Raw genomic sequence first — 12,210 nt, forward strand, 5'->3', positions numbered from 1 at the left:
GCCCGAAACCTCCAACGGCAACCCCGCGACACGGGCACGGTGCGCGGCGGCCCAAAACCCGACCGCCAACAAAACGGCGACCACCCGCACGACGCGTTGGCGGCGCCGAGTCTGGTTCAGCGGAAGCTGCGACCATAAGGTGACGAATCCGATAAATTCGCCTCCCGCGAAGATCATGGCCACCAGCGACAGCTGTTGGGATGTGGTAATCGTCAGCACACCAGCGTCAGCGAGCGAATTCTCAATGGTGCGGTCGCGCAACAGGTTTGCGCCAAACAGCAACGCCAACGTGTGATTGAGATAGGTGTCGTACTGGTTTCTCGCGTAAAAGAAAAAGCGCACCGCGACCACCGTGGCCATGAAAGCCAGCAGCGGCCAGGCGATGGAGTCGGGCAGCGAGGTGGTCATCGAGCTATTTGTCGCGGAAGAAGACGCTGCGCATCATCGACTGTTCCGCGGCGGCCTCGGCCGCGGCGATCATGAGGATGCTGGCGAAGGTCTCGGCCTCGCGTTCTTGGTCGCTGCCGTAGTCGGTGCGTCCCAGCACCGCGCAAACAGTGTCGAAGTTGATGTCGGGCAGAACCAAACGACACAGTTCGTGTTCCCGTGTCCGATCGGTGCGGCCAGCGCGGTTTTGGCCGTGTTCGAGCACCATGTGTCCGATCTCGTGGCACACGATCTGATCGATATGGTAATCGGAGGTGCCGATTTCATGCAGGATGAGGTCGTCGTCATCGCGAGCCAGCCACAGGCCGCATGGACTATCGGCCAAGGCGGCGGTATCTGTCGGGATGAGCGTGATCGGCCGACCCCGTATGTCGGCCAGGTTGTTGATGAACCGATCCCGGTCCCAGGGAACCGGGATCGGTAGTTCGCGCGCGAGCGCGAGGATCTCGGTGTTAGAGACGGTCACGAGCCTCCGATTCCCCCGCGGGCGCGATCGGTGGTAGCCGCTCGAGTTTGCGTACGTGATCAATCATCGCAGCCAAGCTATTCAGCGCCTGCGGAGTCAGCCCCGAGGCGCGTAGAGCAAGATCACGCACACCGTTATCGCGCAATGCTTGCAACAAGTTCAACTGTGCATCAATGTTCGGATCAGGATCGTCATCGATCAGATACGAAGCCGGCAAGCCAAAAAACTCCGCGATAGCCCGCAGGTGCGCGACCGTGGGATTGTCCTTGATCCCATTCCTGAGCTGCCACAAGTAAGCCGGGCTGATCGACACACCAGTCTTCTCAGTGATCGCGGCCGCGGCCGCGGCATTCGACAGTGCAGGCGTATTGGGCTTGCGCATCACCTCGAACAGCCTGTTAAGACGCGCGGCCAGCTCCCCGCCCCTCGCCTCGTTGGCTACTTCCCCCACGTCATCGACTCCCAATGTACTCCCGTTTCATGCGAGCGCCGGATGTATACACCCATGTTACTAAGACACCGGGCAGCTCGTCACCCCTGTAAGAACACCGCGCGTTCAACCTTCCTCGCAGACCATGGCCGTTACGGGGCAATAGCCTCAACCAGCATCGTCGGCCCGAAATGGCGGACCCGCCCAGGTATGAGCCCGACGTCGCGCATCAGACCCTGGACCTGCAGCGGCGATCGCTCCCGACCGCCCTCGCAGGAAACCAGCATCAGCACATCGACCATCGCGCTAAAACCGTTCAGATGCGCCGATTCGTGGTGCAGATCAATCGTAACCAGCCGCGAACCCGACGACATCATGGCGCGGACTCGCTTGAGGATGTCACGGCAGGCATCATCACCCCAGTCGTGAAGAATCCACTTCATCGTGTAGACGTCAGCGCGAGCGTCCAGCTGACCGAACAGGTCGCCAGCGCGGCACTCGATCCGCTCGGCCAACCCCCGCCCCCGCAGAAATCCGTCGGCCTGCTCGATGACCTCGGGCGAATCGAGCAATATGCCACGAGCGTCCGGGCGATGCTCGAGGATAGCCGCCAGCATGTGCCCGACCCCCCCAGCGACATCGCAGATAACTCCACGCCTGGGCCACGGATAGGTCCGCACAATACCGGCAAGGTCGAACTCGGTGAGCTGACGCATTGCATCGGCAAAAGCGCTTCTCATATCCGGGCGATCATCCAGATAGTCCCACAATGACTTGCCGAATGCCCGTTGATAGCCGGAGCTTTGGGCTCCTTCGCGCAGCTGCGCGTCGAGGTGCGAATATACGGCCGCGGTCTCCGGGTGCGCGTAATAGGCAATCCAGGAAGCGATCGAGTTGGGGTGTTCGCGACACAGCGGCGCACCGACCCTCGTCATGCGCGCACGCCCTTGACGGTCCAGTTTGATCAGCCGGGATCCGATGGCGGCGTTGACGATTCTGACCGTCACGTCAGGATCTAACCCCAGTTGTTGCGCTAGTTCGACGGGACCACGTGATTCCTTGCCGAGCGCATCGGCTAATCCCGAGGAGACAAGCAGCCCTGCAATTTTCAGCTTCTGCAGCCCGAACGCAACGTCGGAAAACAGAGCGAACTCTCCGGGCACCACGGCATCCGCCAGATCCAAGACGCGCCGTCGAGCGCCGAATACACCGCGAGCGACCCAAAGCGGTAATGGCAAGGAAGGCAAGCGCATCCATGCCGCCTAGCGCCGGTCACCAACGTGAGCGGAACGGTCACAGCCAGCACCGTCCAACGCGTCAGGCTGCCTGGTTCCTGTGCGGCATCGTGGGTGGACCCGCAGCTGGAAGTCGGCGGGTTTGAGGCTCAGGGCTTCAGCAACCTTGAGCCGATAACCAGGCTTGGATTCTAGGTCGTATTGGTGCAGGATCGCCGCCAGCGTCAAGACGATCTCGTGCAATGCGAATTGGCGACCTATACAGGCCCGGGGGCCGGTACCGAACGGTTTGTATACGTGTGGCGCCAGCTTGCGCAAATTGTCGGGCAAGAATCGGTCCGGGTTGAAACTGTCTGCGTCTGAACCCCACGCCGGGGCACGGTGAGCGGCCAACAGGACGACCGCGACCCAATCTCCTTGCTGGAACCTATATTTACCTTCACCTAGTGTGGTGTCCTTTCTGGCCTGACGGTAGTAGCCGGGGGCTACGGGCCACAGGCGCAGGGTCTCGTCAACGACGCGGCGCAGGTATCTCAGCTTGGCGATGTCCTCGAACTCGATGTTAGGAAAGTCAGAACAAGGCCAGCGTTGGTCGACCTCAGCCTGCGCTTTGACCATGACGTCGGGGTGAGTGGACAGATAGTGCAGAGCGAAAGAGATGGTGTTAGCTGAGGTTTCACTTCCGGCGGCCATCATGGTGAGGATCTGGTTGACGACGTTTTCGGAATCGAGCCGCTCACCGGTGTCGAGATCGGAGCTGTGGAGCATGATGTCGAGCATGTCCTGACGCCGTTCTGTTGCAGGACTGCTCCGTCGGGCTTCCACGGCGTCGCCGACCAGCCGGCGGATAAATTCCCTGTCTGCCATGTGTTGTTGGTGGCGCTTTTTCCCGAACAGTGTGTTGTAGAAGGGCATGGGGTCGACGCGCATCGCGCGTCGGACGTAGCGCAGCTCATTGGTGAGCGCCGCGCTGAACGTGTTCTCCCCGGCGCCGGTCAGGGTGCCAAACGAGTGGCCTAACCCGGCTCGTCCGATGATCTCGACGGTGAGCCGGTTGGCTTGGTCGGGGACATCAATCCAGGATTGCTCGGCGCTGCGGGTGTTCCACGCCTCGAGGAGTTCTCGCACGGTGGTGGCCATCTGCTCGTGGTAGTTGGCCATGGCGGTTTTGGTGAACGCGGGCATCAAGATGTTATGGGCCTTGCGCCAGTTGGGTTCATCGTTGTAGGCGGTGAACAGGCCGTCCCCTAGCGTGAGGCGCAATTTGTCGACCAGCGGTCCGACGTGCTTTTGCCAGCGAGTTTCGTCATGGACCTCGTCGATCAACGCGGCGTCGGCGATCGCGATGGCCGACAGCGCGAAGATGCGTTGCTCGAAGATCCCGCCACTGGATTTGCGCAATTTTTCGGCCGTTCCCAGGACCGGGCTGGCGAAATCAATCGTGAGGAGATCACCGAGAACGGGCAGCCGAAAGCGAGGGTGCGGGATCGGTGTCGCGGCAGGCGGAGTCATCGGGTAGGGCTCACTTTCGTGTCGGCCGCGGGGGCAATCATCTCCGCAGTGGCTGCATACGCGGTCGGCCACCATTTCGCCAACGCCGCCAATTCGGCGGCTTCTTGTTGAAGGGTGGCCGCTGACGACGCGAGGATCAGCGCTGAGTCGACGTCGAGTGGTTCCGGGGTAGCGCCAGTGGCTTTGACCCTGGCGGCGTAAGCGAGGCGCAGGGCTGCGGTAGCCGCGTCGTGGTCGCGCCTCGGTACCGCGTTGGGTTCGGCAAGATACCCGATCACATCGCGATCGGGTATCTCACGGAAATACGGGCGCAGTCCCAAGATGGCGTCGCGGATCTCCACTACGGTCTGGTGCAGCTCCAACTCGGACCTTCGGCGTCCCGGCTCGTCATCGTCAGGATGAAAGACACACTCTGGCGCAACGGTTCTCATGGCCTGCCGTAGCGGCTGCAACGTGCGCCAGCTTCGGCTGATGGGATCGAGCCCCAATGAACGGAGCAACTTCACCGCAAGAGGGACAGCAGCAGTAGCGAACACTCCCAATATCATGAAGAAAAGGCCTGACGCGTGGTACTGCCGCCTGAAATCCGCGGTGTGAGTCCAGCCGAGCTGGTCAGACATCTGCAGGGCAGCCTCCTGGACCACATTGATCACGCCGCCCAGACCCATCAACAGCGTGCTGATCGCGATTAGACGTTCCCGCCGTCTGCTTGCGATTCGCAGCTCCCGCAAGGAATGCCAGATCATCCGTGTCGCCAAGACCACCAGCATGGCTGTCACACAAGTCAGAGTCGTCACCGAATCCCAGCCGCGCGTGAACTCCAGCGGCTCTGCGGCGATGCGGGCACGAGTACCCGAAATGAGCAGTCCGGCAGCAAGGAGCACGCCAGCCAGGCGGTAATACCTGTGCTTACGCCGGGTTTCAGCTTCCGACATCCCCGACCACAACAGGGTGAACCCGATAAATTCGGCGTAGCTGTAGCTCATCACGGCGGTACCCAGTTGCCAGGTGCCGGGCAGCGTCATGAAAGCCGTTCGGACGAACATGTTTTCCACCACGTGCTCGCGCAACACTTGAGCCGCCAGCAGAAACACCAAAGTATTGTTGAAATAGCTCTCGTAGAGGTTGTGGTTGCACCACCGGTAGCGCCCGATCAGCACGAGCGCCATGAACGCGATCACAGGCCAGGCGATGACACCCGGCACGCTCGACGAACTCACCGGCGGAAAAAGACGCTGCTCATCATCGACTTATACGCACCGCCTTCGGCGGCCACCAGCATCACGATCGACGCGAACAACTCAGCATCGCGTTCTCGATCATGATCGAAGCCGAAGCGACCGAATACCACCCCTGTACTCGGCTCGAAACCGGCCAGAGCGGACGCATAAATCATTTTGGAGTCGTCCCTCGCGGCCCCACGGTCATGTTCGAGCACCATGTGCCCGATTTCGTGGCACACGATCTGGTCGATGTGATACTCCGACGTACCAGCCTCGTGGATGATGATGTCGTCGTGATCACGCTTCATCCACAACCCGCAAGGGCTCAACGCGGACTTATCGACAGTCGGGAGCAAGTGAATCGGCCGGCCACGCAAGCGGGCAATATCGCCAATGAACTCGCCGCGATCCCAGGGCACAGGGACAGGCAGAGTGCGCACCAGCGCGAACATGTCAGCCTTAGATGCCATCCAAACCCGACCATCCTCCCGGGGCCATCGGCGGCAGGTTCTGAAGTTTACGAACCTCGTCGACCATGGCCGCTAAACTACTTATGGCTTGCGGGGTCAATCCGGACGTGCGCATAGCCAAATCACGAACACCGCTGTCACGCAAAGCCTGCATCAAAGCCAGCTGTGCATCGACCTTCTGATCAGTACCACGGTCAATCAGATACGAGGCGGGCACGCCGAAATAGTCGGCGATGGCACGCAGGTGTTGCACCGTCGGGTTGGTCTTGATGCCGTTCCTGAGCTGCCAAATGTAGGCCGGGCTGATTGATACACCAGTCGCTTTCGTGATCGCCTCTGCCGCAGCTGCGTTCGATAACTGCGGCTCAGACGGTTTGCGCATAACCTCGAACAGCTTGTTCAGCTTGACGGCAAGATCAGAACCATTGTCAGCACCGCCATTGGCGTGCGTCTCGCCTGGCCCACCGCCGCAATCCAATCGACTCTCGTTTCATCTGGAATGCCAAGTTCGTATACTGACGTTACCAGCCGCGGATCGGAAATGTGAGCCCAGATGGTCTGTCGCAACTGCACGACGCCTGTCGGTTGCCCGCTGCCGTGGCCTCGCTCCCAGCGCCGCCGCGTTCCCTCTCGGTGACTCCTGAGTCCTGGACACTCCGTTAACGTTGACGGGTGCCGGCGCCTGGTGAAGTTGTTCGCGGTTGACTGCGCCTTTGTATGTATCCGATCTGGACGGCACGCTGCTGCGGTCAGACGCGACATTGAGTGCCGCCGCCCGAGACGGCCTCAACCTCATGCTCGATGCCGGGCTGGCATTCACCGTCGCGACGTCACGAAGCGTCCCAGCCATCCGCGCACTGCTCACCGGAGTACGGTTGTCACTCCCAGTCATTGAGCTAAACGGAGCTTTCATCTCCGACCTGAACACCGGCCACCATGTCCAGGACCGCATGCTCGGCGTCGACGTTGCCGATGCCGCCGTTCGAGCTTTGCAAGAAGCCTCACTCGAGCCAATCTTGACCACTTGGGACGGCATTGACGATCACCTTTACTACAACGACGGCGCAGACCCCAATCCCGGCAATGCTTGGTACATCGCCGAGAAGCGCGCCTATGACGATCCGCGCCTTCGCCACCACGATGACCTCACCGAAGTTGTTGCCATCGAACAGATCGCGACGATAACGGCTTTCCAGACGCACTCGCGGGCCGCCGCGCTGGCCGATAAGCTGCGTTGCCTACTGAAAGACTTGGCCCTGGTGACAAGCACGCCAAACGACTACATACCCGATTATTGCGAAGTGCAGGTTACGCATCCGGAGGCGCAGAAGGGCAGTGCCGTCACGCGTTTGCGGGACATCCTGGGGCTGGCCGACGCAACGCTTACCGTCTTCGGCGACCACCTCAACGACCTAACCATGTTCGAAGCGGCCGACCACACCATCGCGCCAGCCAATTCCCACCCGGCAATCCTCGCGCGCGCTGAGCGGGTCATCGTGGCCAACGACGATGATGGAGTCGTGCGCTTCCTGCTGATGGAACGCGGCGCCCCTCTTCGCTGAGCTCACGCGGAACGTCGTAGGTTCGCCGGAAAGGTTGCCGATGGCGAATACGCGCGATAGCTGGGCAGCGCGATGAAGCGAGATCAGATTCACAACAGCGCCTGGCGCGGCAGCCGCGGATAGCGGCGATTCGCTGCACCGCTTCGGTTCGTTTAACGATCTTTGTTATGCGCGAGGATTTTTACCTGCTTGCCCCACCGCTTCCCTGATGTGTTTTTGCCGTTGTAGTTTCGGTGGTCGGGGTCGTAGCAGTATGCGGTGGAATCGGGTGTTCCGTCCTCGCAGTCGAGGCTGACGCTGGGGATGTCGCAAATCTCGTCGAGCGGCTTCTTCCAGTCGTCGATGCTGTCGATCCTGAACCATTGACGTGAATAGAGTTTTGGTACGCGATCGCAGACATACTTTTTCAGGTAGCTGTGTTGCTGTCTGACCTTGTCGGGTAGCTGTCGACTGACGGTATCCGGCGTTGCTGGCGAATACCCGAACCACGACTGGAACTCGACTAACGAGCGCTCCGGAGGGACATCGTCGATGGAGACCATGCCCCGCCCCTTTTTCCCTTTCATCTTGCCGCCAAGATATTCGGCGCGGTCGCGTACCGACTCCTGGAATGCCTGTTTGATTGTGATGTTATTCGGAGGACCGAGGGAAATCCGCAGCGGGCACAGATCGAGAATCCAACGGGGAAAGTCCGAGTCTCGGAACGTTTGCGTGGCGAAAATCAAGTGGACCCGAAGCTGCCGACCCTCCTTGAGGAGCTGGCTCAACTTCGACATGATGCTATCGAATTCTTCTTTGCTGAACCGGTCTTTCATCCGCAAATAGACTGCGGCGAACTCATCCAGGAGGGCGAGTAGCGGTGGGAAGTCACCACTGCCAGGGATCCGCTTGTCGAGCCGCTCTTGCATTTCTGTTTTGCGGCCCTGCATTTCTTCCCAGGCCCAGTAGATCAGGCGCGCGTACTCCTCATCTGATCTTGTCACCATGACGACCCGGTTTCGTAGCGGCCCGTAGTCCACCATCTTCCCGTCGCCGATTGCGACCTCCCATCCAGCGGAGAGAAAAAATTCCACCAGCGTCGACAGCGTGATCGATTTTCCTGATCCGGACTCCCCTACCAGGGCCATGTGTGGAAAGTCTTTGAGCGAGAACGCAACTTCCCGATCGAACTCGTCGACGCCGAGTGAGAACTTGAAGTCTGGATACCGCGCAGTCGCCTCCTGAGCGCTTTGTACCTTCCAAAACATATCTGGGTGCGGAACCGCGAACTTCGGGAAGTTCTTCTTCTCTGGACGGTCGAATTGAGCGATGTCACTGCCGGTTTGGAGGGTATAGGTCCATTCGTCGCCGCGCATTTCGGTGCACAGTCGTTTCAGCAGACCTTGACCTTCCGCCGTGGAAAAAAATCCCACGGTGTTGGCCCGGATCTTGTATGACAACGGAGAACGGTCGGATCCATATGTCACACTGCCGGGAACAACGACCGCGGTGGCCTCGTCCTTGCGGGACTTGAGCAGCGTGTGCAGGCGCCGCAAATCCTTATGGTTATCGCCCGGGATCTCCTCGCGGCCAGGACCGCGGCCCCACGAGCCTTGGAACACAGGACTTGCCAGCAGACACGCACCGAGCAGGACCGTGGGGACCGCTGCTGTAGGGCCCCAACCGAACTGGAGACCCACACCAAGTCCGATCGCCAGCAGTGCAATACCTGTGATAACGACGTAGACCCCCAGCGCGCGGCGGCTGGGAAACGTCCATTCGGTGCGGGCTTGGCCTTCATCGGTAGTGATGCGTTGCGAGTGCGTTTTACTAGCGGCATGCCCGATCACTGCCGCGCACGCGATCACCCCGGCGTCGACGAGCACGGTACCTGTCGTCCAGCCCACGGCCGGGTATGCGCCTGGGAGGGTAAAAAGATGCCGTTCGCCGGCCGGAGCGAGCATGCCAAGGCGACACCAGATTGCTGAGGTTGCAGGTAGATAGCAACTGAGCGCCCACGCGCCGAACAAGACTGCCAGCACTGAAATCATTGCGGCACACCAAGCTTCGTATGCCAGCGGACCAGCCAGGGATTGATCAACTGTCCCACTGCGATAGAGGGATCGTCATCGGATTTCCCGGCCACGATCGCTGCTGCGGTCACCACGCCAGTGGGCGAGACTGCCCAGACGGGCCCACCAGAGTCCCCGTGATCAACCTCTGCGCGAAACGCCACCCGGTCGTCGCTGACGCTGACAAGCGGACCGCAGGTGACTCCGGTTTGGCCGCCGCGCTTACAGATTCGGGCCGGCGGCGTGTCCCGCAAGCCTTGGGTGGTGGCTACCGCGACGGGTGCGATCCCGTCGACAGTCTTCACGTCATGTCCGAGATGCGAAGTCAATGTGATGACGGCGATGTCGTCGCCGTCCATGACCGTTCGCGGCGTGTACTCCGACTGTGCCCACTGGCCAGCCTCGACTTTGGCCCCGGTCCGCTGATCCAGAGCGTCGACCTGCGGACCAGTGCGGCAGTGGCCGGCGGCAAGGGCCTGCACGTCGCCCTGCGGCGAAAGCACGAGCCAGCCCAGGGTGCACACCGACTGCATCTGTGTCTCATTGTTGACGACGTAAATCGACACTCCGGGTCGCAGATCGAGGCTAGGGGCATCAGCGACCGCGGTTGGCACGGCAATGAATAGCGCGATCGCGGTTGCCAGCGACGCCCTGACAATCAACGCTGGAGGCCCAGAACATCCACCGGCGACGTGCGAGCACCTGCCGGGGTGCCGAGTGATAGACCACCGGCGTCCTCGATCGCATGAGTTGGCGGCTGGGCTGCGACGGTCTGCCGAGCATGCCTGCCAGGGTTAGCCGCGCCGCGGACTGCCTCGGCTTGCTGTTTGCGCAGCTCCGTGATGCGCCGAGCCTGCTCCTGGAATTCCTCGACCTCATCAGGTGTCAACACGTTGACGTCGATCACCGCCGCGGCGCCCACCGTGATCTGCTTCAACGCTTCAACAGCGCCTTCGTTGTCAGTGAGGGTGCCAAGGTAGGCGACCACGCCCTCATCTCCGGCTTGCGCGCCCCAGGCCTGCGGATGGGCCAACGGCTCCCTGACTTTCAAGGATGGTCGCACGGGCACACCCACGTCTTCGGCCTTGCGCTGGAACTCCGCCATGATCGGTGCGATCTCGGGGAGCGTCCCCGTCATCGTTCCCAGCTCCATCCGAATGAGTATCGGCTGCATGACAAAGAGCCTTTCTTAAGCGGTCTAGTTGCCTCTCTGGGCTGATAGTCTAGCGATAAAGGTAGATGGAGGACCCGTTTAATGGTTACGAAAATCATCGGCCCCACACGGTTGATCGTCGCCTACGGACAGTCAGCGGGGGAATGGGCGGCATGGCAGATCAACAGTCTCCTGGGCGTGGTCCTGGCCGTTATCGCTTTGGCAGTCGGAATTCCGATCTTTCGCGACAAGCAGAAAGACCAAAGTGAAAAGATAAAAGAGATTGGGCTGCTCGCCGCGGGACTGGTCGCTTTAGCAGCTGTGGTGGTTTATTTCGTAGATAACCACTACCACGGTGGCGTGGGGACTTTGACGAATCAAGTCAACTAAAAAGCAATTGAACTGAACTAGTTTTAGATGAACGATCGGGGTAGCGCATATGGTGGGTTCGCCAAGTAATACGACGCAGCGACAGCCCGCGCCCGGCGCGCCGGCAGGAGCTGCTTCTGTCGTTGCGCCACCTCTGCTGACCGCCACGCCGCTGACGTCGCCTGAGGCTCTCGACATGGCTCAAGCGCTGTTGCTGCCGGGCTCTGCCATGGGCGGCTATGCCGGCCTGCGGGTAGCGGCGCAACGCTTCCCCGCAGTGGATGCCGCGCTGCAGCGGGCCCGATCACAGTCATGGCGCAGCCTGTTGTCGGCGGCGAAAGCTCCTGCTGCAGCAAGCCGTCAGGCGGCATCACGCGGCGCGGGTGCCGCTAGCCGGGCTCTGGCCTCTGTTGCCACAAAGGCCGCTCCGAAGCTTCTGGGTAGAGCGGGGCTGATGGCGGCCGGGCGAATCGGACTGGCATCCATCCCAGTCGCCGGGGAGGTGATCAGTGTCGGCACGTGGTTGTTCGACAAAGACTCGCGAAGCCTCGTCAACGGCCTGATCTCCTGTGTCAACGGTGTCGGTTTCCCGCCCGACGGAGACGCGCCGCCCGCTCCTCCTCGAACGAAATTTCTGCCGCTAACTAACGACGGTAATCGCGATCCGCAGATCGAGAAAATCGATCAAGGGATGACGAAAACGAACGTGAGCGCATTCAACTATGACCCCAACAAAGTATGGCCCGCCGACCCGGAGATAGCCACCACACCAGACTTCAGTAACACGATCGCGACTGCCGGCAAGCTCGGGAAAAAGGCAACCGGAATCGCGGATGCGATACGCGCCGCCGCCAACTCGATGACCCAGAGCTCAGTCGGCAAGTATGCGGAATCTATTCCAGGCAAACTCGGACCGATCGCGGATTCCTTCGACGAATACCATAATTCAGTTCTTCCGGCAGCCGCAGCAGGCCTTAATGGTGTGACGACAAAGTCGAACGAGTTTTACCAAAAGTTCCGAGAAATTAACAACGGCAACCGCGCAGAAATAGCGAACAGCACCAGCGGGCTCATCCCGTTCCGCGCCAACCACGTCAACGCCGCCGCCATGAACGACTCGATAACCGACGCCAAAGCCGCGGCCACGGAGATCGCTAAACACAACACCGCATTAAGCGGCGCATACGCTGTATCTTATACAAATCTCCGAGCCCACGAGACACTCCCTAATCACTTATGACCTCATAAGCATGAAAAAAAACAACATGTGCCGGGGGGTGGTGGGGTGGGGG

Annotated in this window: 13 protein-coding genes and 1 pseudogene; 3 read left to right on the forward strand and 11 right to left on the reverse strand. The window is 60.6% G+C overall.

Annotation, left to right across the window (positions count from 1 at the left end):
• The 8 genes and pseudogenes from ACYQ8K_RS29185 to ACYQ8K_RS29220 all read right to left on the reverse strand — a co-directional run.
• Positions 1-408, reverse strand: a pseudogene (locus ACYQ8K_RS29185) (hypothetical protein); the annotation flags it as partial.
• A 4-nt stretch (positions 409-412) separates the two neighbouring features.
• On the reverse strand, positions 413-913 hold the full coding sequence (locus tag ACYQ8K_RS29190) for a hypothetical protein (RefSeq protein ID WP_459974737.1): 501 nt from the start codon (positions 911-913) through the stop codon (positions 413-415).
• Positions 900-1,379 carry an XRE family transcriptional regulator gene (locus ACYQ8K_RS29195; protein ID WP_459974739.1) on the reverse strand — a complete coding sequence of 160 codons (480 nt, stop codon included), beginning with the start codon at positions 1,377-1,379 and terminating at the stop codon, positions 900-902. The genes ACYQ8K_RS29190 and ACYQ8K_RS29195 overlap by 14 nt, the downstream gene beginning before the upstream one ends.
• Positions 1,380-1,495: 116 nt before the next feature.
• Complete coding sequence (locus ACYQ8K_RS29200; protein ID WP_459974741.1) at positions 1,496-2,527, reverse strand: methyltransferase; 1,032 nt, start codon at positions 2,525-2,527, stop codon at positions 1,496-1,498.
• Positions 2,528-2,605: 78 nt separating this feature from the next.
• A complete protein-coding gene (locus tag ACYQ8K_RS29205) occupies positions 2,606-4,090 on the reverse strand; it encodes a cytochrome P450 (RefSeq protein ID WP_459974743.1) in 1,485 nt (494 codons plus the stop codon).
• Positions 4,087-5,310: a DUF6545 domain-containing protein gene (locus ACYQ8K_RS29210; RefSeq protein WP_459974745.1), complete on the reverse strand. Its 1,224-nt coding sequence runs from the start codon at positions 5,308-5,310 to the stop codon at positions 4,087-4,089. Before ACYQ8K_RS29210 ends, ACYQ8K_RS29205 begins: the two co-directional genes overlap by 4 nt.
• Complete coding sequence (locus tag ACYQ8K_RS29215; protein ID WP_459974747.1) at positions 5,307-5,765, reverse strand: hypothetical protein; 459 nt, start codon at positions 5,763-5,765, stop codon at positions 5,307-5,309. Before ACYQ8K_RS29215 ends, ACYQ8K_RS29210 begins: the two co-directional genes overlap by 4 nt.
• A 7-nt stretch (positions 5,766-5,772) precedes the next feature.
• Complete coding sequence (locus tag ACYQ8K_RS29220; RefSeq protein WP_145958901.1) at positions 5,773-6,165, reverse strand: helix-turn-helix domain-containing protein; 393 nt, start codon at positions 6,163-6,165, stop codon at positions 5,773-5,775.
• A gap of 319 nt (positions 6,166-6,484) precedes the next feature.
• Between ACYQ8K_RS29220 and ACYQ8K_RS29225 the strand changes: the two genes are divergently transcribed.
• Positions 6,485-7,345 (forward strand): HAD-IIB family hydrolase, encoded by an 861-nt coding sequence (locus ACYQ8K_RS29225; protein WP_459974749.1) that lies wholly within the window; start codon positions 6,485-6,487, stop codon positions 7,343-7,345.
• A 152-nt stretch (positions 7,346-7,497) separates the two neighbouring features.
• Here ACYQ8K_RS29225 and ACYQ8K_RS29230 read toward each other — a convergent pair whose 3' ends face one another.
• The 3 genes from ACYQ8K_RS29230 to ACYQ8K_RS29240 all read right to left on the reverse strand — a co-directional run bounded on the left by ACYQ8K_RS29230 (position 7,498) and on the right by ACYQ8K_RS29240 (position 10,570).
• Complete coding sequence (locus ACYQ8K_RS29230; RefSeq protein ID WP_459974751.1) at positions 7,498-9,375, reverse strand: FtsK/SpoIIIE domain-containing protein; 1,878 nt, start codon at positions 9,373-9,375, stop codon at positions 7,498-7,500.
• Complete coding sequence (locus tag ACYQ8K_RS29235; RefSeq protein ID WP_459974753.1) at positions 9,372-9,929, reverse strand: chymotrypsin family serine protease; 558 nt, start codon at positions 9,927-9,929, stop codon at positions 9,372-9,374. The genes ACYQ8K_RS29230 and ACYQ8K_RS29235 overlap by 4 nt, the downstream gene beginning before the upstream one ends.
• Positions 9,930-10,054: 125 nt before the next feature.
• Positions 10,055-10,570 carry a hypothetical protein gene (locus ACYQ8K_RS29240; RefSeq protein ID WP_459974755.1) on the reverse strand — a complete coding sequence of 172 codons (516 nt, stop codon included), beginning with the start codon at positions 10,568-10,570 and terminating at the stop codon, positions 10,055-10,057.
• 81 nt (positions 10,571-10,651) lie between these two features.
• Between ACYQ8K_RS29240 and ACYQ8K_RS29245 the strand changes: the two genes are divergently transcribed.
• Complete coding sequence (locus ACYQ8K_RS29245; protein WP_459974758.1) at positions 10,652-10,939, forward strand: hypothetical protein; 288 nt, start codon at positions 10,652-10,654, stop codon at positions 10,937-10,939.
• A 175-nt stretch (positions 10,940-11,114) separates the two neighbouring features.
• Positions 11,115-12,158, forward strand: a complete 1,044-nt coding sequence (locus ACYQ8K_RS29250) for a hypothetical protein (RefSeq protein WP_459974760.1) — start codon at positions 11,115-11,117, stop codon at positions 12,156-12,158.
• Positions 12,159-12,210 lie beyond the last annotated feature (52 nt).

The sequence above is a fragment of the Mycobacterium sp. MUNTM1 genome, from assembly GCF_054660795.1.